Consider the following 22,550-nt stretch of genomic DNA (forward strand, 5'->3'; position numbering starts at 1 on the left):
TCCGTTCAGTCAGCCGTGGCCCGCAAATCTGAGATCGCCGCCGCAAACGCCTGCGGGGCTTCCTGCGGCAGATTGTGGCCGACTCCGTCGATGATCCGGCGCTGGTATGGGCCGATAAAGTGGCGCTGATCGAGGTCTTCGTCAGACGGAGGCTCAACCCCATCGTCGCGCCCCAACAAAACAATACTGGGGACCGTGATGTCGGGTTGCCCGGTCAAAAGCTGCTCGATCTCGTTGTAATCGGGGTCACCCGAAACCCCGCCATAGCGGTGTTGGTAGGAATGCAGCACGATGTCCACGAAATCGGGGTTTTCGAATGATGCGGCGGTGGTTGCAAACGTCACTTCATCGAACGCCCAACTGGGCGACCAAAGGGACCATATGTGGCGGCACAGATCATACCGCTGCTGAATCAGACCCGTACGCCCGCGGTCGGTGTGGAAATAATACTGATACCAGTAGCGGGCTTCTTTCTCGGGCGATGCCGGTTTCCATGCGTTTGGAATGTCCTGAATGTTGTAGCCATCGCCGCAACTGACCAAACCACTGACGCGTTCCGGCCAAAGCGCGGCCACAATGCAGGCGGCCCGGCCACCCCAGTCATAGCCGCCAAGCGTTGCACGTTCGATCCTCAGCGCATCCATGAAGGCCAGCAAATCAGCGGCGATTGCTGCCTGTTGCCCTGAACGCATCGTGTCGGGGGACAGAAACCGCGTTCGACCGTAGCCGCGCAAGTACGGCACAAAACACCGAAACCCCTGTCCGGCGAGATCCGGTGCAACCGGATCGTAAGAGCGCACGTCATAGGGAAAGCCGTGCAGCAGAATGACCGGCTTACCATCGGTTGGACCGAACTCATGATAAGCAATTTCAAGCTTACCGGCCTCGACGAAATGCAGTTCTGACCAGGACATTGTGCCTCCTGTTTCGCGGCGGGCGCTGAGAAACCGATTTGGATGATTTGCTGAATATCAAACAAGGCAGGGCATGCAAGTTGCTGAAAGCAGGGGGAATAAGTGACCACCGAAAACTGGGTTTTCTCTGCTGCCCGGCAATAGCGTTTTGTCGCGAAGTGGTTACATAGGCCTGAATTCGCTCATACCGCACAAAAAAACCCCGCCACCGAAGTGGCAGGGTCTGTTTCAAAGTCCTTGATCCTTCAGTGGGCTCAGCCCTTCTTCAGAACCTCACGGCCCAGCAGTTCCGCGATCTGCACCGCGTTCAGCGCAGCACCCTTGCGTAGATTGTCCGAGACGCACCACAGGTTGATGCCGTTCTCGACGGTCGAGTCCTGACGGATGCGGCTGATGAATGTGGCGAAATCGCCAACACATTCGGCGGGCGAGACGTAACCGCCGGCTTCGCGCTTGTCGATCACCATGATGCCCGGCGCTTCGCGCAGGATGTCGCGGGCCTCGTCTTCGTCCAGGAATTCCTCGAACTCGATGTTTATGGCCTCGGAATGGCCGACGAAGACCGGAACGCGGACGCAGGTGGCCGTGACCTTGATCGATGGATCGACGATCTTTTTGGTCTCGACAACCATCTTCCACTCTTCTTTGGTCGAGCCGTCTTCCATGAAGACGTCGATCTGAGGGATGACGTTGAAAGCGATCTGCTTCTGGAACTTCTTCGGCTCAACCTCGTTGATCGGGTTGTAGACGGCTTTGGTCTGATCCCACAGCTCGTCCATACCCTCTTTGCCCGCACCGGACACCGACTGGTAGGTCGAGACGACAACGCGCTTGATCTTGGCGCGGTCATGCAGCGGCTTCAGCGCGACGACCATCTGCGCGGTCGAGCAGTTGGGGTTGGCGATGATGTTCTTGTTCTTGTAATCGTGGATCGCCTGCGGGTTGCACTCGGGCACGATCAGCGGAATGTCCGGGTCGTAGCGATAGAGCGACGAGTTATCGATCACCACGCAGCCCGCCGCAGCGGCCTTGGGCGCATAATCCTTGGTCGCGGCAGAGCCTACGGCAAACAGGGCGATGTCCCAGCCGGTGAAATCAAAGGTGTCCAGGTCTTTGGTCGTGAGTGTCTTGTCGCCAAAAGTCACCTCAGTGCCCAGCGAACGGCGGCTTGCCAGAGCGGCAAGTTCGTCCACGGGGAACTGGCGTTCCGCCAGGATGTTCAGCATTTCGCGGCCCACGTTACCCGTGGCGCCGACGACGACGACGCGATAGCCCATTTCATGTCTCCAAAGTTAAGGACGCGCGTTCATAGCCGCGTTGCAGCGAAGAAAAAAGGGCTTTCGCAGGGTATTTCACCGATTGACGCGGATTTGAGGCGGTTCGCTGCGCTTATTCCGCATCCAGCAGAGAGCGGTAGACCTTTACGATGGCTTCGGCCTCGCCTTCGATTCGAAAATTCTGTTCCACATGGGCGCGTGCGGCCTGTCCGGCGGTGGCCAGTTGGGCCGGGTCGGACAGCATCTGATCCAGCGCCTCGGCCAATGCCGGGGCGTTGTCTTTTTCAACCAGCCGTCCGGTCTCAGTGTCCTTGATCTGGGCACTGAACGCGCCCACACCATGGCAGGCGATGGCGGGCACGCCCGAGGCCATCGCCTCAAGCGGGGTCAGACCAAACCCTTCGTGGCGGGCGGGGGCGACGAACAGATCGAGGGCACGATAGGTCTCGACTATTTCCTCCCACGGGCGTTCGCCAAGAAAATGGACACGGTCGCACAAGCCAGCGGCTTGCAGCTTGGCTTCCTGCTCGGCCTGAAAGGCTTCGAATTCGCTGGTGGCGCGACCGGTGAAGATGATGTGGGCGTTGGGATGGTTGGGCAGAACGCTGAGCGCGGCGTCGACCAGCAGATCGACGCCTTTTTGTGGCCTGATGCGTCCGAAACAGCCGATCAGCGTACTGCTGGGCAGGCCCAGCTTGTCGCGCAGGGCTTGTTTGTCGGTCGCCGGGTGGAACAGTTCGGTGTTCACGCCATGCATGATCACCGTCGAAGGGTGCTGCAGGAACGAGGCTGCCTGCGGCGTTGTCGCGATCAAGGCATCCATTTGCGAGATCAGCTTCTTGGTAAACCCGGAATGATCCCGTTGCGCCGCAGAGGTGAACAGAAGTTTCAGATTGCGCCGCAGGACCTTGCGCAGAAACAGGCCCATCAGCATTTCCGTATTGCGCCGCGCGTGCCAGACCCGGCGAGTGCGGTTGGACAGGAACGGAACCTTGATCAGGCGGATATGCGGCAGGTCATCCGGCAGGCCGGGGCCGGTGGCGACGATCCCGATCATCTCTTTCTGGATCGGCAGCAGGCGGATGACCGTGGTTGTGACCCCGGACAGGCTGTGTTTCAGGTTGGGTGCGATCACCTCGATATCCTGCACGGGCCGTCCCTCCGGTTCTAAATCAATCCACGTTGTCCCGGCTGAATAGATAGATCACGCAGCCAATGGCAAGGGTCACGGCGAAAAAGCCGAAGATGGCCAGATAAGGCGCGGTGGCTCCGGCGGCGGTATTGGCCGCATGGATGCGACCGGTCACGAATTGCGCGATCCCAACCCCGCCGATGCCAAAGAGGTTCAGCAAGGTGACCCCGCGCCCCACCAGATGTGGCGGCACAAAAGCCCGGCCATGGGCCATGATCACCGGAAAGCTGGCCCCCAGAAACCCAATGACCGCCAGCAGCAGGACCGAGACCCATATCGCGCTGTCGATCCACAGGCACAGCATACCCAGCGCCGCTGCCCCCAGCGCATTACCGCCGAAGATCACCCATTTCCGCGTGCCCAGTATGCGATCCAGCGGCCCGTAGGCAAAGGTCCCGCCGATCATCGCCGATCCCATGATCAGAGTTGCGGTCCCGATCTGAGTGGTGCTGAGCCCGAAGACGTCGTTCAGATACGGCCCGGCCCACAATCCCCGCAGCGCGGCAGAGGGCGCATAGGCCACCAGCATCAGCGGCAGGATCAGCCACAAGGCGGGTTCCTTCAACAGGTCCAGAACTGATCCCCTATGCTCGGTCTCGACCTTGGCCGGGTCGCTAACGCTGACCCATATGCCAAGGGCGATCACGGCAGAGATCACCGCCAGCCCCAGCAGGGTGGCGCGCCAGCCCATCAGTTCGACCGCCAGCGCGGTGGGGTAAGAGGCGACCAGATTTCCCACCGACCCCACACCCAGCATCACCGCCGCAAGGGTTGCAAACCGGGCAGGCGGGTATTCGCGGGCAAAGATGAAGTAAGACGCCATCAGGACCGGAGAGCATCCGACCCCGATCAGCGCCATTGCAACGCTGATATGAAAGGCCGAGGATGCGGCGGCAAACACAGCCGCCCCGCCAGCACCGCCCACCAGCAGCAGAGCGGCGGCGGTCAGGCGCGGGCCGACCCGGTCCAGCGCCCAGCCCACGGGCAACTGCATGGCGGCAAAGACCAGAAACCAAAGGCCCGAGGCAAAGGCCAGATCCTCGGGCGTGGCACCGATATCCTTCTCAAGATCCAGGCTGAGCACGGCCAGAAACGCGCGGAAGAACTGGCTGAGGACGTAAGCCAGACACAGTACAACCAGCCCTGACTTCATGTAACATCCCCTTCACATCTTGGCACCAATCCTTGGCACGTCGTGGCAAAACGCACAAGCGCGTGTAGAATGTTGCAGAGGGCGGACTTCGATCACGTTTGAGCTAGCTTTTGGGTCAAGCCAATTTGAGGGGGACAATGAAAGACCTCCATTCTGCGTTTTATGAAAACCTTCCGCTGCTGCGGGATTTTAACCGGCTGGCAGACCCGTCGACCTTCGCACCCGTTCCCGATGACTGGATTCTGGGCGTCGCCGATATTGTCGATTCGACCGGAGAGATCGCGCGCGGGCGCTACAAGACGGTCAACATGGTCGGCGCGGCGGTAATCTCGGGCATGATCAACGCCATGGACGGCAAGCTGTTTCCCTATGTCTTTGGTGGCGACGGGGCCGGATTTGCGGTGCCACCCAGCGCAGCGGATACCGCGCGCACTACACTGTCTGACCTGCGGCGCTGGGCGGAGGAGGAATTCTCGATGCCCTTGCGCGCCGCCTTGGTGCCGGTGGCCGAGTTGCGCAAGGCGGGCAAGGATTTGCGCGTGGCACGCTACGCGCCCTCGAACGGGGTGGATTATGCCATGTTCACGGGCGGCGGACTGGCCTGGGCCGAGGCGCAGATGAAAGCAGGTGTGCATGAAGTACCTATGGCTGAGCCGGGCAGCCAACCGGATCTGACCGGCCTGTCCTGCCGCTGGTCCAACAGTCCGGCGCAGCATGGTCGCATCGTGTCGGTTGTGGTGCAGCCGACCGCAAGCGCCACCGAAAGCGACTTTGCCGATCTGGCGCAATCGGTTCTGCGCGCCTCGGACGGGTTGGCCCGTGCAGGCCATCCGGTGCCCGAGACGGGCCCGCCCATGACCTGGCCGCCCCCGGATGTGGGCTTGGATGCTCATGTGTCCCGCGCCGGGCGGAACCTGTTGGCGCAAAAGCTGATGCTGTTGGGTCAGAACCTGCTGATCGCGATGCTGTTCTGGACCGGCAAACGCATGGGCCAGTTCGAACCTGGGCATTACAGGCATATGGTCAGTCGCAACGCCGATTTCCGCAAATTCGATGACGGGCTGAAAATGACGCTGGATTGCGACCCGGCGACGTTGGCCCAGATCGAGCAGATGCTGGAAGAGGCGCGCGGGCGCGGCAAGATCAGATACGGCCTGCACGCGCAGGATGAGGCGATGATGACCTGCTTTGTCCCTGCAGCCACCCGTGACGACCATGTGCATTTTGTCGATGGTGCATCAGGTGGATATGCGCAGGCCGCAGCGGTCATGCGCGGCTAAGCGGTTATTCCGGCTTCCACTGTGCCGCCAGTGCACGGGCGGATTGCGCCAACAGCATCACGTCAATGCCCACGGCCAGAAACGCCGGATCCATCTCAAGATAGGCCGAGGTCGCCTCGTCATTCGTGCCCAAAATGCCCGGAGCCTTGCCGGCAGCCCTGATCCGTTTCATTGCGTCTGCGATCACCGCGCGAACCTCGGGCGCGGCGCTGTTGCCTTGGTGGCCCATATCCGTGGACAGATCGGCGGGGCCGATGAACACCCCGTCGATACCCTCGACCTGCAAAATCTCGTCCAGCGCCGCGATCCCGGCGCGGTTTTCCACCTGCACCAGCAGGCAGATTTCCTGATCGGCGGTTTGGATATAGTCTTTGACGGACCCATACATCGTCGCCCGCGCCGAGGTTGCCCCGACACCGCGCACCCCTTCGGGCGGATAGGTGCAGGCGCGGACAAGCGCGCGGGCCTGTTCAGCGCTTTCCACGATGGGCACAAGAATAGTCTGCGCGCCTGCATCCAGCACCATCTTGATCAGCCAGGTTTCCCCCACGGGCACACGCACCACCGGATGCGAGGGGCTGTTCGCCAAAGCCACCAACTGATCCCGGATCGAGCGGATGTCATTTGGCGCGTGTTCTCCATCGATGACCAGCCAATCGAAACCCGCGGTTCCCATGATCTCGGCGGTGATTGGTTCGGCAAAGCTCATCCAGCAGCCGATCTGCCGTTTGCCCTGTGTCAGAGCCTGTTTGAACGGGTTATGTGGGGCGGGCATTGGGAACACTCCTGTTTCAGGCTCTTGCGGTGTCAGTGAATTCCGCCAATTGGCCGGGGTCAAGTTCTACTTCTTTTCCCCGCGAATTAGCCGCCTCATCCCATTAAACAAAACAAAGCCAGATCGATTGGTATCACGAATTTCAACTGCAAAAACTTGCGCAATTTCTGGATTTAGGTGAGGATTCAGTATGACCGACGAACTTCCCCTAACGTCGCGATCTTTGCCCATTGCTTTGTTGCGGGCGCGGGAAAAGGTTATGGGACCCATTCGGAAATTGCTGGTGGACGCTGGTGTCACCGAACAGCAATGGCGGGTCCTGCGGGTGCTGAACGAAGAAGGCCCGCAAGAACCCACCCATATTGCCGAACGCGCCTGTCTTCTGTTGCCCAGCCTCACACGGATTCTGCAAAAGCTGGAACAGAAGAAGCTGATTGTTCGGCGCAGCCACCCTCAGGACCGACGTCGCCAGATCGTCGAGATCAGCGCCGACGGTATTCAGGTGATCCATGCCAATCTGGCCGTCAGCGTCGAACAGGCCGAGCGCATCCGCACCCAGCTTGGCCCGGACAAGCATGAAATGCTGCTGGATCTGTTGAACGAGCTGAAAGATCTGGAAAGCTAAGGGGCAAATTCGCGATTTGCATTAAAACCCCGCCGGAGATGGTAGGGGGAAATCTCCGGCGGGGTGGCCAGACCCGGACTGGAATTGTGCCTGGCCCGTGTTTCAGAAAGTGCAGAACCGAAAATGGCTCAGTACCGGGGTTTGGGGTCTAGGGGGTAGACCTTTGGCCCTTGCTCCTTCCGAAACAGTCGCGTCCAATTGCAGACTTGTGGGGTTGTCCGCAAGAGGTTTCTTCGAGTCAGTTTGGTCGTGCTGTTGTTCCGGTCTTCTATAGGACCGGATGTGTGTCTTTCCCTGTCTCGACGACAGGTGCCGTGCGACAAATGTCTTTTTTGCTTCGATACCACGTGTTCTAGTGCGAAAGCCGCGGTTTCCAAGCTATATTCTTCAATTCAGGCATGTGGTCCTGCAACACATGCCTTTGAACGATCTGTGCCGGGGGTCAAAAAGCATAGACGCTCTGGACTTGATCAAACCGGGTTGATCAGATTCAGGGAACATATCTGTGGTTGTGTGCCGGAATTGAGCAGTTCCATGCCGAAACAATCTAAAGGCGTTGGTAAAAACAGGCGTGTTTCCGCCGGTTGCCGATGGCGCGGTCTTAACTAAGATGCCTCTGAACACGCAATTAGGGGTCATCATGCAACACTATTTGTTTCCAGTTCCGGACACGCTCGGCCTGCCTGTTGTCGGGGAAAGGGACCTTTATCCGGTCGGTCGCATCTTTTGCGTCGGTCGAAACTATGCCGCCCATGCTGCCGAAATGGGGCATGAGGTTGATCGCGAGGCGCCTTTTTACTTCACCAAATCCGCCGCAAACGCCGTTTTGACGGATGCGACAGTGCCCTATCCGCCCGGCACCGGGAACTACCACCACGAGATGGAGCTTGCGGTTGCCATCGGCAAACCGGTGTTCAAGGCCACCCGCGTACAGGCGTGGGAGGCGGTTTACGCCTATGGCTGCGCGCTGGATATGACCCGTCGTGACCTGCAAATCCGCGAGCGCAACAAGCAACGACCTTGGGATCTGGGCAAAGACGTCGAAAACGGTGCGGTCTTTGCGCCGCTGACCCCGGCCGCCGCTTGGTCGCCCGACGATGACAAGCGCATCCACCTGAGCGTCAATTCCGAAGTCCGTCAGGACGCGACCCTGCAAGAGCTGATCTGGAAGATCGATGAGATCATCTGCCACCTGTCCGGTTTCTATCACCTGCGCCCCGGCGATCTGATCCTGACCGGTACACCTGCCGGTGTCGGGCCAGTGGTTGCAGGGGACAAGATCGAAGGCGGGATTGACGGGTTAGAGCCCATTCGCCTGACACTGACAGACGCAGAATAGACCCTATTTGGGGTCTTTCAGCCAATCCTGCGCAAACGCGACCCTATCCAGACCGGCAAAGCGGCGGACCCGATCCAGTTCCGCGTCCAATCGACGGGTGCGGGCGTCCGACCACCGGACCTTGCGCTCGGGCCACAAGGCTTTGACCCGCAAAACGCCCGCATCCCGATGGGCTTTCATGTCGATCCGCCCGATCAGCTTGTCGCCCTCAAGCAGGGGGAACACGTAGTAGCCATAGGTCCGTTTCGCCTCGGGCACAAAAACCTCGATCCGATAGTAGAAGCCAAACAACCGCTCGGCCCGGTTTCGGTCCCGCAGCATCGGGTCAAACGGGCTGAGCACCCGGATGCGGCCCGTGGGTTGGGGCAGGTCATACGAAGCGTCGATCAGGTCGGGTCGCGCGAACAGCTTGCGCGCGCGCCCGTCCACACAGGTGATCTCAATCTCTTCCAGGGCACCTGAATTCAGCCCTTTGGCGCACCAATCCTTCGCCTCTGCCGGGCTGACCGTGTCCCAGAATGCGGCCAACTCGCCCGAGGTTGCAAAGCCAAGCCGGTCCAATGCCGCGTTGCACAGCCAATCGACCGTCGCCCCTTCGTCACAAGGTCGCTGTCCGGGGCACAGATGTGTTTCGATCACCCGCTCGGTCAGGTCATAGCGTTTCTGGAATCCGTCGCGCCCCACAACGGTCAAAGCGCCAGAGCGCCACAGAAACTCAAGCGCGGTCTTGGACGGGTGCCAGTCCCACCAGCCGCCAGAGCCCTTCTTTTCGTCCTTCCCGACATCCGAAGACGAGACCGGCCCATGGTCGCGGATATGATCCAATACGGTCTGGAATTGCTGCTCGAACCCGTCACGACGCCAGTTTTTCCAGCGGGATTTCAACAGTTCTGCATCGCGCTGAAACCGCAGATGCCAATGGGGGTAGTAGTCCATCGGAATGACGGCGGCATCATGGGTCCAGTGTTCGAACAAGGCCCGATCCCGCTCGTACAGGCGTTTGAGGTTGCCGCTGCGATAGCTGGGCCTGCGCGAGAACAGGATCATGTCATGGGCGCGGGCGACGGTGTTAATGCTGTCCAGTTGTACAAAACCCAGCCGCTGGATCAGATCCAGCAACTCCGCGCCTTTTGCACCGCCCGCAGGTGGCTCGGCCAGCGCGTGGCGATCCATAAACAGCGCCCGCGCCGTCCGGTTGTCTAACCGTCGCAGCGCCATTGGGTCAGCGCCGCTTCAGCGTATCGCCATAGCTGATCTTGGGGGTCAGGGTCACACGGGTTTCGATCTCGGAATTCGGATCTTTAAGCCGTTCGGCAATGATCTCGGCCGCCTGGCGACCAATCTCCAACCGGCAGGCATCCATCGTCGCCAATTTCCGCGGCAGGCCCTGCAGCAATTCCACGTTGTTGAACCCGGCCAGACCGATTTGTCCGGGAATGTCGATGCCCTGCTCCAGCAGATACAACAGCCCGCCCGCACCGATCATGTCGTTGGAATAATACAGAAAATCTAACTCGGGTGAGCGTTCCAGCATGGTCTGCGTCATCTCACGGCCCTTGGCCAGAGCGGAGCCGCCGGAATAGAACTCACGATCCTCGATCTCGATCCCGTGCTTGCCCAGCACCTCGGTAAACCCTTCGAACCGCTTCCGTGCCCGGTGATCCAAAGGCATCTTGGTGCCCATGAACCCGATATGTTCATAGCCCGCTTTAAGGATCGCCTGCGCCATCTCACGACCCGCGCGACGGTGGGAAATGCCCACCATTGCGTCCACCGGCTTGCCGTCGGTATCCATGATCTCGACCACCGGAATACCGGCTGAATCCAGCATGGCCCGCGCCGCTTCGGTGTGTTCCAGCCCCGCAATGATCACGCCCGAAGGCCGCCACGAGAGCATCTCGTACAGCACCTTCTCTTCCTTTTCAGGCAAATAATCGGTGACGCCCACCACCGGCTGCAATTCGGTATCTTCCAGCACCTGATTGATGCCGGTCAGAACCTCGGGGAACACCATGTTCGACAGCGACGGGATGATCACCGCGACCAGATTGACCCGGCTGGACGCCAGCGCACCGGCGATCTTGTTGGGGACGTAGCCCAGTTCTTTGGCCGCAGCCAGAACGCGGGTGCGGGTGGCGTCGGACACGTCGCCCCGGTTACGCAGGACCCGGCTGACGGTCATCTCGGAGACCCCCGAAGCCTCGGATACATCGCGAAGGGTAAGCGGGCGTTTAGTTTCAGTATTCACGAGAGGGCACCTGCGTTGTTGTTTTGCCCGATGGTAGCGTGAACAGGGCGCAGTTTACAACTGTTCTACGAACCCGCCGTAAACCCGCCGTAAACCCCATGACAAGCCGAAAAAACACAGGTACAGAGACCCTTGCGCGGCCCCGTGGCTCAACTGGATAGAGCAGCCCCCTCCTAAGGGGCAGGTTGCAGGTTCGAATCCTGCCGGGGTCGCCAAAACTGCCTGAAAAATATGGCTTATTTGCAAGGCGTTGCGCAGAAGCGTGCAGAAACGCCCGTTTCGTTTTCCACCGAATTCTCCGAAAACGACCGAAATCTCGTACAAAACCTGTACAAAATTCGCACGTCTGTGCGGCTTTTGGGGTCATCCGATGAGCTGGCGGGTAGCGAATGCGTGTGCGGAGCGGAAGTTCGGGAGTGCGACGCGCAAGCAGATCATCATGTTCTTGGCAGACAAGGCGTCTGATGATGGTTCTGGCATCTGGTGTTCCAAAGGGACGATCCAGAGGCATACAGAGCTTGGCGAGACCACCGTCAAGCGCACGATCCGGGACTTCCTGAAGGAAGGCATCCTGGTCGAGACCGGGGCGCGCGGCTGCAAGAACGGATTCACGGTCGTTTACCGGATCGATCTGGCCCGGATCGAGGCGCTGGAACTGACTGCCGAGCCCGATATCGAGACGGGGGCCACAGTGGACCCCGTCCAGACTGGACCCGGAACGGGGGCCACAGTGGCCGGGGTACCGGGGCCACCACGGCCCCCAAACCATCCTAAAACCATCCATAAACCTCCTACGCGCGAGCGCGTGGTGGCGGAGGATGAAGAGGCAGAGAAAGTGCTGGCTGCCTATCCGCCCGACCGTATGCGAGGGAAGGCTGAGTGTCTCGGGCGGATCAGGGAGGCCATGGATGCCGGAACAGAGGTCCAGGACCTGTTGCAGGCCGTAAAGGCCTACGCGACCGAGAGCGCTGGCTTCACCCGCTCCAAGGTCTGTTTCTCGGACAACTGGTTCAAGTCGAGACGCTGGCGCGTCTATGTCGAAGACATCGCCAAGGGCCGAGAAGAGACGAAGGCGATGGAAGCCGAGATGCTGACGGGCTTGGCCAACTGGGTGACGGACTGCCATCCGCTGTGTCGCCACATCACACCCGGCCAGGTCGATGCGCTACTGGCCGCCGAGCTGGTGACACAAGATCAAATCCAGGCGGCGGGCCTCAGATCATGAGCATCAATGATCGGACCGAAGCGCAAACAGCAAGGCGACCCATGTCATACGGCTGCGCCGATGACACGGGACCTTGCGAGGGGCGGCAAGCCTCCCCTTCGAACCCCACCGGCGTGGGCAAAGCCCCCGCCAAAGAGCCGCTGACCGAGACCTTTGTCTTCCGCTGCACCGCGTCCGAGAAGGCCCAGCTGCGCGCCAAGGCCGAGGCCGCTGGCCTGCCCGCGTCGACGCTCCTGCGCGAGGCACTGGGCCTGACCGAGGCGCGCCGCCGCAAGCCAGTGCCGCGCGTCGATCCGGCGCTTGTGCTCGCCATTGGGCGCATTGGCGGCAACCTCAACCAGATCGCCCGCTGGCTGAACCACACCATGAAGGTCGGGCGCACGGACCTAGATACGTTGACCGTCGCCCGCCGCCTGGTGGTGATCGAACGCCAGCTCGCCGCGCTCCTCGATGAGGCGCGGCGGTGCTGATCAAGTTCTTCCCCAACGGCAAAGGCGCGGGTGCGGGACCGGTCGGGTACCTCGTGGCCGAGCGGGTGCTGGCCTATGATGGCAATCGCGACCTGGTCCGCGATGCCGATGGCCAGCCATTCACCGTCATCCGCGACCCGCTGCCCGAGGTCCTGCGCGGCAACACGGAACGCACCGAGACCCTGATTGATGCCAGCCGCCACCAGTGGACCTACCGCGCGGGCGTGATCAGCTTCGCGGACAGTGACGACCCAACCGAATACCAGCAGGCCGAGGTGATGGACCAGTTCGAGCGGCTGGCCTTCGCGGGGCTGGACCCTGAGCAATATGAGGTGCTCTGGGTCCGCCATCGCCACGAAGGCCGGGTCGAGCTGCACTTCTGCACCCCGCGCCTAGAGCTGACGACGGGCAAGAGCCTCAACATCGCGCCACCCGGTTACCAGGACGCCTTCGACAGCTTTCGCGACGTGATGAACCAGCGCCACGGCTGGGCCGATCCGATGGACGTAGAGCGGGCACAGGACGTCCGCGACACCATCGAGGCTCCGACCCGCGCCCAGGGCCGGGACGAGTTGCACGCCTGGATACAGGACCAGATCGACATGGGCCTGATCACTAACCGCACAACCATGATCGATGCGCTGACCGACGCGGGCTTCGACCTACCGCGCACCGGCAAGGCCTACATCACCGCCCGCGATCCCGAGACTGGCGAGCGCTGGCGGCTGAAAGGAGAGATTTTCCATGAAGACTGGCAAGCCGACCCGGTTGAGCGAGAAGTTGAACGCGGAGCTCGACGAGATCAGACAGGAACACGTCGCCTCGATTTCGTCCCAGCTGAAGAGCTTCAGGATCGATTTGAAGAACATTGTGGGCGCCGCGCAGCAAACCATCGCGAGCGATACGCGCCGCTTTCAGACCGAGACCGCGAGCTTGTTCGAGACGCGGCTGAGGTCGATCCGCCTCTGGCTGACGATCTCGCCCTGGCTGATCGCAGGGATGGTGCTGATGGGGATCGCCTCGATGATGGCCGCGAGCTTTTTCTGGACGGTGCATCTGACGCGCTCGGAGCTGACGGAGATGGGCCTGACACGGATCGAACGGCCCGAAGGGACCTGGCTGATCCTGGACCCATCGAAGACCCGCCTGCGCACCTGCACGATGGGCGAGAGACACGTGACCAGCATTCGGATCGAGGAGGACTAGATGCCCCAACTGACAGCCTTGGAACGCGACTTGCTCGCCTGCGTCGAGCGGTTGGTGACGGCCTCAGAGGCCTCCGCGAAGGAATTCACCGCCTTGGAGACACGCTCGACCGGCAGGATCGAGAGGGAACTGGCTGGCTTGAAAGACTGCGTGACCTTGCTCATTCGTTCGCAGGCCGCATCCATGAAGGCCTTGAGCGGATTGCTGAACGACGAGGCGAGTTACAAGACGCTGGACGAGACCTTGCAGCAGAGCTTGACCTTAGCGAAAGCCGCCGCCGAGAGGTTGAGGGACAGCTAGACAGCCAGGAGGCCCATGCGGAACGTGGGTTAAGGCATTGAAACATAGTTCCACGCTACCCACATAACCCGGATAAGGTATTCCGTGAGAAGTGCTGCTCCCGGCCTCTTGCGAAGCCTTGGCATTGACTTTTCGTTAGTTTTTGGCCTATATATCTCGCAACAGCCTTATCCGGCGGAAAGCTCTAACCGTGATTCTGAGTTGAACGAGTTAGAGGGGACTGCATAAGTGCGGCACCAGCTATGATCAAAAGGCTGGACTTCTGCACTCGGCGATCGACTACGAAGTAGTTGAATCCGTGGCAAAAAACTCAAAAGAACGCCAAACGGAGTATGAAATCATACTCCGTTTTTTATTTCTCGGGTAGCAAATGGTCGTTCGGAAAAATATTTATGTAGCTTCTCTTTTCGCTCTTTAGCGATCGAACAGTCCCAGATGAGTTTTCAAGATCCACCTTAAGAGTCGGGGACTTTGCGGCGGACACATCATAGTGAAAGCCTGGAAACAGAGCGACGCCGTAGCGGAAACGACCACATGCGAACGCCTTGCCACCTGATCCTGTTGGATGCGCGATTCCGTGGCACTCGTTATCTTTGGCGGGTTTAAAGACCAATGCTTTCTCGTCCTTGTAGCCATCGAGAGTCCGATCCTTCAACTGTCGAAATCTCTCCCTTAAAGAACGGATTTCCTTTGATAGGCCATCCACATCCAAATCGTTGTACCAATAGGTTTTGAGTTGCTGCGTTATAGGCGAACTGAAATTCCTGAGTGGCAAAGGCAACGGCGACGATTTTCGCTTGGCATAGGCAGCACTAGATACTTCGTGAAGCAAAGGTCTGATCACGTTGATCCGATCTTCAATGTATTGTCGTGTCGGCCCAACCTTGTTCGCCAGTGACCGCGGAACGGTTTCCACCCACGCCGAATGGCCAAAGACCGCCCATACGGCACGAAACTGATCCGCATTCTCTGGCTCATAGAACCAGAGCGATAAACGCGCCGGCTCTGAGTGACTTGCTGCCTTAGCCAGCTCTGACACCAGTGAGGCCATCGCTTTTGAAATCGCGGGTCGGGTCGCGCCAACCTGCTTCCTTTTGACGGCGGGTGCAACGATCCGCGCTCCCCTAATCCCAGAACTCAAAGAGCCAAGTTCCGTCGACAGGGGAGCATTCGCCCCGATGAACACGATGTAATGATCGATAGTCACTTCTTCGAACTGAGTTTGAACAAAATGTCCAATGGTATCGAAATTCGAGCTAAGTCCTTATCCGACAAAGACCCAAACACGTCGAACAGCTCGTCAATTCGACCACCAACTCTACGATGGACGTTCGGCTTCTGCGCGGAGAACAATTCTTGCGTAAGAGCATTCTTTTCCAGCCAAGAGTTGATCGCATCGTGAGTTGCGGCAACACGCTCATAAATGGTCGCGCCGGTCAGCTCTTTCGTTTGATCTCCTGCCCTGATCTCATAGCAATTTCTTTTATCGTCATTGGGTTGACTATCAGACACTTCAAACCCTGCCTCATCGACGCACACGAACCGGACCTCACCATCAATAGGCTTGATAAATGCGTCCCAAAAAGCCTGCTCATACGACCCCCACTTCCCGTCAGAGTTGGCGCTTGAACTGGCCTTCTTGGCAAACAACTCTTCGACTTGCTCAGGAACGGCTACAGAAAGCGGGACCGCTCCAATCTTTTGATAAATCCGAGGATGCTGGACCACTTTGACCACCGGATTTCTACGAATGAACTCAGCAAGACCATCAGATATGACCTTTTGGCTTTCCGGCAGCTCTTTCTTCAGCCGTGATCCTAGGTTGCTCAGGTAGTGCGCCGTACCTTTGTCATCCCAGTGTTGCTGCACGTATTCCTCTATAAGTTTTGAAGTCTTAGTTTCTGGACTGTCTTGGTCTGTCACAACCGCCCCCTCTTTTGTAATCAATCAGCTTCCTGCAAATTGAATTGCGTCTCTCAACCGCGTCGACATCGTGTCGATGCAGTTACTGATATCTTGCTGTAGCCACATCTGGCTCTCTCGCCATTACTGTCCCACTGGCAAACACCGAAGCCGCGAATGCAGTTTTCTTTTTTGGTTCGGCCCATCGCTCTTGGCTTTGCCTTTTGTAATGTCGGCCCCTTTGATCTCAAGTGCCAACAGTTTGTCGCTCCTGTTTTTCTCCGAAACGTCCGCAAAGCAGCGCTTAAGTTACAACTAGAGGCTCAATATCCGAAACATCGATCTCTTTCGCTGCCTGCGCCATGTCATAGTTGGTTTGTAAGTTCACCCAGTAGGCTGCCGTCGTGTTGAAAACCTGGGCGAGGCGCAGCGCTGTGTCAGGCGTGACCCCAGTCGTGCCCTTGATCAACCGCTCGATCCGCGTCCGAGGCACGCCCAACCGCCGCGCAAACGCGGTGGCCCCCATCTCGAGGGGGGCGAGGTAAAGCTCTTTTAGGACTTCACCCGGGTGCATCGGGTCTTCATGCAAGCTCATCCGCGCCTCCTTTCAATGTGGCAGACATGGCTCAATGCAGGGGGCTCTGGATGTGACCTCTTCGACGGTCAGAGACCCTGCAACCTCTAAATCAATCCTATATCGGACTTGGTCCACATGCTTTGGCGCAGACCGGATCGCCGGAATATCTTCAACGTCATACCAGCTTAGTTTTGTGAGCGCATGTGCCTCATCAAAAGTCGGTTCGCCTGGACGAGGAAGCCCCATTACTGAAAAAAGTGTGCGCTGGACTTTCATTACAAGCTCTGCGTCAGCCTTCACTAACCCTTGAACTCGCTCCGCCAGTTCTCGAACGCTTGTTCCGTTAGAGGTTTCATGGACGAGAGTGGAAGCGACAAAAGCCTTCGTACCTGGGTCTGGAGCACATTGCTCCATGGAAAAACGATGGCGGCGTTCTCTTGTTCCAGAAGCTTTGACTTCTATGCGCGCGGTACCTAGCGCCAAATCAAATCTGTCAGACGCTCCTACCCTCCATGCCCTTACAGCTACCATTGGGTCATTGGCCAATGAAAGCACCAGGAGTTCGGCGAACAATCCGATTGCTCCCTCACGACTTGGTTCACCAGGCCTCTCGAGAAGCTCAATGAGTTCTTCCAAAATCGCAACAACGTCTGCTTGTGCAGCAGACTGGAGGCGTTGCAGCACGATTTCGCCTACTGAAATGAATGCCTCTTGAAGGGTGACATCATCGGACTCGCAGGCGACCAGCGAAACGTTGAGTTGTTCTTCTTTCCCGTCCAAGTCCACATGGCAGGAAGCTCGATGCTGCAAGCGGAGCCCTCGCCGGACTACTTCTCGTGATCGTGCGTCGTTCGCCTCAACCAATAGCGCAGGCCGACCAAGATGATCCAAAGCGGCGTAAACGACGGGACTATTGCTCAACTGGGTAATGCTAAATGTAGCGGATTTTGGAGGGTTAAGCGTCTTCAAGCTTCTCAGGAGTATAGCCATCTAACGCCTCAAGCATTTGATTGGACTAGGGTTCCAACCTTGTACTTCTGGGGAACCCAAAGAGCAAAGGCCGGTATTTGAAGCAAAGTGCCATCCTTTGACTGCAACATGTGTATTTGCAGTGTTGGTTCGTCGCGCATCATGATTTCGCGATCGCCTGGATAAATTGGCACTCCTGACCGAGGATTTCGCCCTTGATACAATTGAGCGATTTTTCCGCTGGTTATCTTGCGGACGCGAGGACTGCCTTTCCCCATCAAGACCACTCGACCCATCCGTCCAGGTTCACCGCTGAAAGCGTCGAGTTGCAGCATTGCTCCGTAAAGCAAGTCGCGTTGATCGAGGTCAGCAACTCTTGCATCTGTCAAGATACCGAGCAGTTCAGAAACGGGTATAGGGGAAGAGATCAAATGTCGTTGCTCAGGTGTGCGCTCGCTGTGCCCATGATCTTCATCCATTTCCAAGGAAGACTGCAGATGTTCTACAAGCCTACGGTTCTCTTCCAGATCGGGCCCGGTCAACGCTGGCCGGTCCAAAGTCAACCAATCGTCGGAAAGTTGTCTCTGCTTAACGCCACGGGCAAGTACATTTCTGCGGGTCGCTTTCAAGCTTGGGTCAAGAAGGAACTCTCTCCGCCAATCTCTTAGGGGGCGTCCCGCTTCCGCAATTGGCTTCAGTCGAGAACGTAGGTCCTGTTCATGTTTGGCGTATTCTTTGAACACAGCGCGCGTATCATCATCGATCCAAATCCTTACTCTGCCGAGGTACCCTCTTTTGTAGCCGAAGAAACGTGCGCGCTGTTGAATGGAGTCCGCTAACTTTTGGCCAAGGCTTCTGGCGAGATGGGTCGTGGTCAAACCCTCAACAGTGAAGCCACGTTCGATTGCTTGACCTCCAATCAGTATGAAGGAGAAATGGCGACTCCACGGAACAGGCGGCGCACCTTTGTTGAGCTCCAGGATTTCTGTTCTGATAAGTGCACGGCGCAAGAATGGAACGAGTTCTGAAAGTGCTGGTAGGGAAACGTCTGTTTTTACCAGGTCCTTGTGCGCTTTGCCCAGTAAGTCAAAAAGAGCGTTTCGTTCCTCCGGCGCAGATAGCTCGGCGTCTTCATGCAATAGATCGGACCAGTCTGACTTCATGCGTTCCATCCATTCACGCAATCTGGAGTGGTCTCCGGTGAGTCTGGAAGGATGGACCAGCATCGATCGATTTGCTTTGGGTTTTTTGGAAAACCCAGAAGAGTAATCGGCCGCGATGCCAACCAAGAATGAAGCGAGCGCATCCCGCAAACTGTTCGGCGGCCCTTCTTGCAGTTCTAAAGCCCTGTCGACTTCGCCAGTAGGAATCCTCCTTATGTGGGCGTTCTCTTTTTCGAGAAATAGCTCCCTCCCGCCAACATACGCATCACCTGGCTCGAGAACCTGAACAAAGCTGGGCGAAAGAGCATCGCTTATCTCAATCAGGAGGTTCGCTTGGGGCGTGGCGGTGTACTGCAAGAACGTATGATTTGCTCCACCTAGTTTCACTGCATCTCGAAGTTCCGAAATCGCAGCGTAGGTCTTTGTAACTGTAGGTTTCTTTGGTGAACCCGCATTGCCATCCAGGCTTGCTTGATCGGCCTCATCATCAATTATGAGCACCGGTGCGGAAGGAATTCTCAGGCGCTCGATCATTTTCGCGAGCGTGCTGAGGTTCCCCGCATGCTTCATTACGGTGATGATCACGGTTCGACATTCATCGGTGTCGAAGTCATCATCTTCCCATTCGTCAAGAGCAGATTGAATTGTTTGAACATCTGCGTTGCGTTGAGCCTCACTAATGCCCGAGCGGGGACCGCGCACATGTAACCAGGTCCGCTTTTCCTCCAAGGCAAGATCGTTCGTTAGCCGCCCTTCTGTTTGCCCAAGCAAATATAACGAGGTGCCGCCAATCAGGATAACCATCGCGTAGCCGTTGTCTTTGGCAAGCGCAGCCACTGTAGTGAACGACAACGTTTTGCCGCTTTGGACATACCCGACAGCAAGGCCGGCCTCACTTGTTTTTCCGTTGTTAGAAACTGGTTCGGCGCACCGTGCCAGGATCGCTCTTGACGCTTCAGCAAGACTTCTTCGAGCAATGGGATCAGTGGGAAATGTTCTTTCAAGCAAGTCGCCTACTTCCGGTCCCTCCACAGGACTCCACGAACCGCCTTTCGGAGATTGGCTTTTGATAGTTGCTACCCCAGATACCGCTGTCATTCACTCATACCTCTCAAAGCCTTGTTTACGCCCCTGACCGTGGCGGATGCGCCCAGTGCAGCTTCTTTGCTGCCGAGCTTTGCCAGCAGTTGGCCAATCGCAATGGACGCTGCAGTCCGGAGCATGACCTGCCACGCACGTTCATCATCGTCGATGAACCTCACGCTAAAAGGATGATGAGCTGAAACCCGGATTAGAACTTTCCGGGTTCCATCCTTGAGTTGTGAATCTACGATCCTTAGCCAGTCTCGTTCGGCGTCATCAACTGTTGGTTGGACGTGGACTTCCCACTTTTGGCCGTCAATGTTCGCCTCGAAGTGCTCGTCTGCCAGCGCTCGCGCATTGTCTTCAGGTTCTTTTTCCGGAACTGGCGGTACCGCATCATGGTCGGTAGACGCGGATACAAGTCCTTTTTCCGCGTCATGCGCCGTTTCTGCGGCAGCCTTTTGCGCGACAACTGCAAGTTCGTTCTTCGCTTTCCGTGCACGGAAATCATCAGCTTGCTTCAAGAGCGGGACGGGGTCCTCTGCAAGTCTCTCTTTGAGGAGTTCCAGGAACGCTTCTTGTTCGCTCTCGTCCCACTGGAAACCATCTTTTGTATGTGAGACTTCAAAACCTTCGAGCTCTAATTCACCAAACAAGCGCTGGCGTCTAAAGCTGTTTGCGCTTCCGAAAATGGCTTGTGGCTTAAAACCCTCATCCGCACTGCCTTGAATGAGCCTTCCACGCCGAAACAATGCAAAGCCAGCCCGTCTCGTGCTTGCGGTTGCAAACAGTGCAGCGAACCCCCTGGCGCTCTTACCCTGACCAAAATCGAAGTCGATTTCTTTATACCATTCAATAGGTTCGGCTTCCTTGTCCCATTCTGGAGGCTGATTGAGAATTGGAGGCTCCTCATAGGTCAAAGCCTCTCCTTTGATTTCGAGTTGCAGCCAACCTTCCCGGATAAACTGTCGATAAATGTCGCTAAGGTGCTCGCGGATCTTTCCTAGCGTCTTAGTGCGTGGAAGGCGGGCAACGTCGCGTAGTTCAACTACCGTGTAGTGTGCTTGTTCTGGCGCAGGTCGCTCGTCCGCATCCAACTCTTCAATAGACTGGTCGACGATTGAGGAAATATCGAATTCTACCGTACGTTCTACAGCTTCGCCGAGAGCTTTAGTGCGGACCGACCAACGAGGTGCAAACCAGCAGGCAGCAGACTTCATGCCCATGCCAAACTCTGACAAGCCACTGGCGTCCTCCGGAGCCTGCGCAGGACGAAAGGCACGCGGGAACTCTGAAAGTGGTATACCTGCTGCGTTGTCTTCGATCCGAATGATGCCATCATCGGAGATCAAGATTTGAACACGCAAATATTTCGATCCGGCAGCAGCCAGGGCATTTCTGTTGGCTCGAAAACTCTGCACTGAGTTGTCAACGAATTCAGCGATGGCAAACCATTCTTTGTAGTTCAGGTGCTTTAAGACGCCCAGAACACTGACGCCGGGGTTAATCGGAACTTTTCGGAGCGCCATTTAAAGAGCCTTAGTGTAAAGTGGATGAAAAATTATCGTGACCTAACAGACGCGCCGCAACGGACTGGACTACCTCTACATTCACTGCATTGCCTAACGCTTTGTAAGCTGCTTGCCTCGTCTCTGGCATGTATTCAAAGTCACCCATACTCTGAAGCCGGGCACATTCGCGTACAGTCATATACCGTTGTTCCCATCCAATCACGGGCACTTGGCTTGTTGTTAGCGCCACAAGAGACGGGGCTACCGTCGGTCGCTTCACCCGAATTCCGGACGCACGAAATTGTATGATACCACTTCGGATATCGCGCGGTCCGCCCTTCCAGTTCCACTCAAGTTTTTGAAAGCTAGGAGCAAACTGCCTAATCGACGGCAACCATGCATCAAAGGCCCCTGGAGAAAAGCCATAGAGCTCTCGGTTCTGAGAAATGAAGCGCTCTTTCCACGATGCAAAGCGAGGTTTGGTTTCGCGTGCATAGGGCGGTAGCGAAGCAAAGTCAGATGCACGGTCGCCAGACAATGGGTCGCCAAAAGCGCCTCTCAATCCAGCTAAAGCCTGCTCGATTAAAGAGTGAGGGGTGTGCCCAACATATGGATAGGTAGCCCCAAACTCCATCGCCCATATCGGAAACGAAGGAAGAGGAACATCTTCGGGGTAGATGTCCAAGAACCGTTGCCACGCATCCAGATATGAAATGAAGCTCTTCGGAAGGTACTTCGCATCATTCGGGCGATCATCCAAAATATCCCTGATATCCAGTTCGTCTTTAGCCCTTTTTCGCCCAGGCCAAGTGAAATCCTCAAGTGAATTCTTGCCTTGCTTTGCAACGATGATGGCGCGGTCTCTAACTTGGGGAACGCCGAACATATGGGGCGAGAGAAGAGTGGATTTGACGTCGTAACCAATATTTTCCAGTTGAGCTTCCATACCAGCCCACGTTTGGCCGCTGTTGTGTCGCAACAGATTGGGAACGTTCTCCAAAATTACGTGACCGGGGCGGCGTGTTCGTAGAATGCGCAGTACGTCATCGAAAAGAGTTCCTGACCCAGGATACTCCCTTCCAAGTTGAGCGCCCGCTTTTGAGAACGGCTGGCAGGGAAAGCCAGCGCACAAAATGTCGTGGGCAGGTACCTTTTCGACCGAGACCTTTGTTATGTCACCAAAAGGGCGAATGCCGTGATTTTTTTCGTATATCCCTGCCAGCTGATCATCGAGTTCCGAGGCGAATACACAGTGGTGTCCAAGATTATGGAGAGCCCTGTGAAACCCGCCTAGACCTGCAAAAAGATCAATAAACTTCATGCTCATATCGTCGCCCTAGT

General features: G+C 57.3%; 20 protein-coding genes and 1 tRNA gene. 7 read left to right on the forward strand and 14 right to left on the reverse strand.

Annotated features, from left to right (window positions below; all coding sequences use genetic code 11):
* Window positions 1-5: 5 nt before the first annotated feature.
* The 4 genes from ACR0AC_RS09485 to ACR0AC_RS09500 all read right to left on the reverse strand — a co-directional run bounded on the left by ACR0AC_RS09485 (window position 6) and on the right by ACR0AC_RS09500 (window position 4,536).
* On the reverse strand, window positions 6-914 hold the full coding sequence (locus ACR0AC_RS09485) for an alpha/beta fold hydrolase (protein ID WP_480872995.1): 909 nt from the start codon (window positions 912-914) through the stop codon (window positions 6-8).
* 254 nt (window positions 915-1,168) lie between these two features.
* Window positions 1,169-2,191 (reverse strand): aspartate-semialdehyde dehydrogenase, encoded by a 1,023-nt coding sequence (locus ACR0AC_RS09490; protein WP_480872997.1) that lies wholly within the window; start codon window positions 2,189-2,191, stop codon window positions 1,169-1,171.
* A 112-nt stretch (window positions 2,192-2,303) separates the two neighbouring features.
* Window positions 2,304-3,341, reverse strand: a complete 1,038-nt coding sequence (locus ACR0AC_RS09495) for a glycosyltransferase family 4 protein (protein ID WP_480872999.1) — start codon at window positions 3,339-3,341, stop codon at window positions 2,304-2,306.
* 22 nt (window positions 3,342-3,363) lie between these two features.
* Window positions 3,364-4,536: an MFS transporter gene (locus ACR0AC_RS09500; RefSeq protein WP_480626508.1), complete on the reverse strand. Its 1,173-nt coding sequence runs from the start codon at window positions 4,534-4,536 to the stop codon at window positions 3,364-3,366.
* A 137-nt stretch (window positions 4,537-4,673) separates the two neighbouring features.
* On the opposite strand from ACR0AC_RS09500, the gene ACR0AC_RS09505 reads away from it, so the two are divergent.
* Complete coding sequence (locus ACR0AC_RS09505) at window positions 4,674-5,816, forward strand: DUF3095 domain-containing protein (protein ID WP_480626509.1); 1,143 nt, start codon at window positions 4,674-4,676, stop codon at window positions 5,814-5,816.
* Between the two features lie 4 nt (window positions 5,817-5,820).
* Here ACR0AC_RS09505 and ACR0AC_RS09510 read toward each other — a convergent pair whose 3' ends face one another.
* The gene (locus ACR0AC_RS09510) at window positions 5,821-6,591 is read right to left on the reverse strand and encodes an HpcH/HpaI aldolase family protein (protein ID WP_170623416.1); all 771 of its coding nucleotides are present in this window, start codon (window positions 6,589-6,591) and stop codon (window positions 5,821-5,823) included.
* A gap of 190 nt (window positions 6,592-6,781) precedes the next feature.
* Between ACR0AC_RS09510 and hpaR the strand changes: the two genes are divergently transcribed.
* Entirely contained in the window at window positions 6,782-7,216 is a 435-nt protein-coding gene (gene hpaR, locus ACR0AC_RS09515) for a homoprotocatechuate degradation operon regulator HpaR (RefSeq protein ID WP_170453436.1), read from the forward strand.
* Window positions 7,217-7,856: 640 nt separating this feature from the next.
* Window positions 7,857-8,555, forward strand: a complete 699-nt coding sequence (locus tag ACR0AC_RS09520; protein WP_170453437.1) for a fumarylacetoacetate hydrolase family protein — start codon at window positions 7,857-7,859, stop codon at window positions 8,553-8,555.
* Between the two features lie 3 nt (window positions 8,556-8,558).
* Here the strand turns inward: ACR0AC_RS09520 and ACR0AC_RS09525 are convergent, their stop codons facing one another.
* Together ACR0AC_RS09525 and ACR0AC_RS09530 are read right to left on the reverse strand one after the other, a co-directional pair.
* Complete coding sequence (locus ACR0AC_RS09525) at window positions 8,559-9,773, reverse strand: winged helix-turn-helix domain-containing protein (RefSeq protein ID WP_480873004.1); 1,215 nt, start codon at window positions 9,771-9,773, stop codon at window positions 8,559-8,561.
* 4 nt (window positions 9,774-9,777) lie between these two features.
* Entirely contained in the window at window positions 9,778-10,803 is a 1,026-nt protein-coding gene (locus ACR0AC_RS09530) for a LacI family DNA-binding transcriptional regulator (protein WP_170521041.1), read from the reverse strand.
* A gap of 138 nt (window positions 10,804-10,941) precedes the next feature.
* Here ACR0AC_RS09530 and ACR0AC_RS09535 point away from each other — a divergent pair.
* The 4 genes from ACR0AC_RS09535 (at window position 10,942) to ACR0AC_RS09550 (ending at window position 14,045) form a co-directional block, all read left to right on the forward strand.
* A tRNA-Arg gene (locus ACR0AC_RS09535) sits at window positions 10,942-11,018 on the forward strand.
* Window positions 11,019-11,173: 155 nt separating this feature from the next.
* Window positions 11,174-12,028 (forward strand): hypothetical protein, encoded by an 855-nt coding sequence (locus tag ACR0AC_RS09540; RefSeq protein ID WP_480873007.1) that lies wholly within the window; start codon window positions 11,174-11,176, stop codon window positions 12,026-12,028.
* Window positions 12,025-12,498 (forward strand): plasmid mobilization protein, encoded by a 474-nt coding sequence (locus ACR0AC_RS09545; protein ID WP_480873009.1) that lies wholly within the window; start codon window positions 12,025-12,027, stop codon window positions 12,496-12,498. Before ACR0AC_RS09540 ends, ACR0AC_RS09545 begins: the two co-directional genes overlap by 4 nt.
* A complete protein-coding gene (locus ACR0AC_RS09550; protein WP_480873011.1) occupies window positions 12,492-14,045 on the forward strand; it encodes a relaxase/mobilization nuclease domain-containing protein in 1,554 nt (517 codons plus the stop codon). The genes ACR0AC_RS09545 and ACR0AC_RS09550 overlap by 7 nt, the downstream gene beginning before the upstream one ends.
* 311 nt (window positions 14,046-14,356) lie before the next feature.
* Here ACR0AC_RS09550 and ACR0AC_RS09555 read toward each other — a convergent pair whose 3' ends face one another.
* The 7 genes from ACR0AC_RS09555 to dcm all read right to left on the reverse strand — a co-directional run bounded on the left by ACR0AC_RS09555 (window position 14,357) and on the right by dcm (window position 22,536).
* On the reverse strand, window positions 14,357-15,211 hold the full coding sequence (locus tag ACR0AC_RS09555; protein WP_480873012.1) for a hypothetical protein: 855 nt from the start codon (window positions 15,209-15,211) through the stop codon (window positions 14,357-14,359).
* The gene (locus ACR0AC_RS09560; RefSeq protein WP_480873014.1) at window positions 15,208-15,927 is read right to left on the reverse strand and encodes a hypothetical protein; all 720 of its coding nucleotides are present in this window, start codon (window positions 15,925-15,927) and stop codon (window positions 15,208-15,210) included. Before ACR0AC_RS09560 ends, ACR0AC_RS09555 begins: the two co-directional genes overlap by 4 nt.
* 283 nt (window positions 15,928-16,210) lie before the next feature.
* Window positions 16,211-16,501, reverse strand: coding sequence for a HigA family addiction module antitoxin (locus ACR0AC_RS09565; protein WP_480873015.1), 291 nt, complete (start codon window positions 16,499-16,501; stop codon window positions 16,211-16,213).
* 12 nt (window positions 16,502-16,513) lie between these two features.
* A complete protein-coding gene (locus ACR0AC_RS09570) occupies window positions 16,514-17,473 on the reverse strand; it encodes a PD-(D/E)XK motif protein (RefSeq protein ID WP_480873018.1) in 960 nt (319 codons plus the stop codon).
* An 8-nt stretch (window positions 17,474-17,481) separates the two neighbouring features.
* On the reverse strand, window positions 17,482-19,713 hold the full coding sequence (locus ACR0AC_RS09575; RefSeq protein WP_480873020.1) for a Z1 domain-containing protein: 2,232 nt from the start codon (window positions 19,711-19,713) through the stop codon (window positions 17,482-17,484).
* On the reverse strand, window positions 19,710-21,227 hold the full coding sequence (locus ACR0AC_RS09580; protein WP_480873023.1) for an ATP-binding protein: 1,518 nt from the start codon (window positions 21,225-21,227) through the stop codon (window positions 19,710-19,712). The genes ACR0AC_RS09575 and ACR0AC_RS09580 overlap by 4 nt, the downstream gene beginning before the upstream one ends.
* A gap of 10 nt (window positions 21,228-21,237) precedes the next feature.
* Entirely contained in the window at window positions 21,238-22,536 is a 1,299-nt protein-coding gene (gene dcm / locus ACR0AC_RS09585) for a DNA (cytosine-5-)-methyltransferase (RefSeq protein WP_480873026.1), read from the reverse strand.
* Window positions 22,537-22,550 lie beyond the last annotated feature (14 nt).

The sequence above is a fragment of the Ruegeria sp. H7 genome (assembly GCF_056532945.1).

Bases quoted from the DNA above. Each gene is read 5' to 3' on its own strand.
- ACR0AC_RS09520 (WP_170453437.1), top strand. From the start codon at position 7,857: ATGCAACACTATTTGTTTCCAGTTCCGGACACGCTCGGCCTGCCTGTT.
- ACR0AC_RS09525 (WP_480873004.1), bottom strand. From the start codon at position 9,773: ATGGCGCTGCGACGGTTAGACAACCGGACGGCGCGGGCGCTGTTTATG.
- ACR0AC_RS09485 (WP_480872995.1), bottom strand. From the start codon at position 914: ATGTCCTGGTCAGAACTGCATTTCGTCGAGGCCGGTAAGCTTGAAATT.
- hpaR (WP_170453436.1), top strand. From the start codon at position 6,782: ATGACCGACGAACTTCCCCTAACGTCGCGATCTTTGCCCATTGCTTTG.
- ACR0AC_RS09510 (WP_170623416.1), bottom strand. From the start codon at position 6,591: ATGCCCGCCCCACATAACCCGTTCAAACAGGCTCTGACACAGGGCAAA.
- ACR0AC_RS09500 (WP_480626508.1), bottom strand. From the start codon at position 4,536: ATGAAGTCAGGGCTGGTTGTACTGTGTCTGGCTTACGTCCTCAGCCAG.
- ACR0AC_RS09490 (WP_480872997.1), bottom strand. From the start codon at position 2,191: ATGGGCTATCGCGTCGTCGTCGTCGGCGCCACGGGTAACGTGGGCCGC.
- ACR0AC_RS09580 (WP_480873023.1), bottom strand. From the start codon at position 21,227: ATGGCGCTCCGAAAAGTTCCGATTAACCCCGGCGTCAGTGTTCTGGGC.
- dcm (WP_480873026.1), bottom strand. From the start codon at position 22,536: ATGAGCATGAAGTTTATTGATCTTTTTGCAGGTCTAGGCGGGTTTCAC.
- ACR0AC_RS09565 (WP_480873015.1), bottom strand. From the start codon at position 16,501: ATGAGCTTGCATGAAGACCCGATGCACCCGGGTGAAGTCCTAAAAGAG.
- ACR0AC_RS09505 (WP_480626509.1), top strand. From the start codon at position 4,674: ATGAAAGACCTCCATTCTGCGTTTTATGAAAACCTTCCGCTGCTGCGG.
- ACR0AC_RS09575 (WP_480873020.1), bottom strand. From the start codon at position 19,713: ATGACAGCGGTATCTGGGGTAGCAACTATCAAAAGCCAATCTCCGAAA.
- ACR0AC_RS09570 (WP_480873018.1), bottom strand. From the start codon at position 17,473: ATGGCTATACTCCTGAGAAGCTTGAAGACGCTTAACCCTCCAAAATCC.
- ACR0AC_RS09540 (WP_480873007.1), top strand. From the start codon at position 11,174: ATGAGCTGGCGGGTAGCGAATGCGTGTGCGGAGCGGAAGTTCGGGAGT.
- ACR0AC_RS09545 (WP_480873009.1), top strand. From the start codon at position 12,025: ATGAGCATCAATGATCGGACCGAAGCGCAAACAGCAAGGCGACCCATG.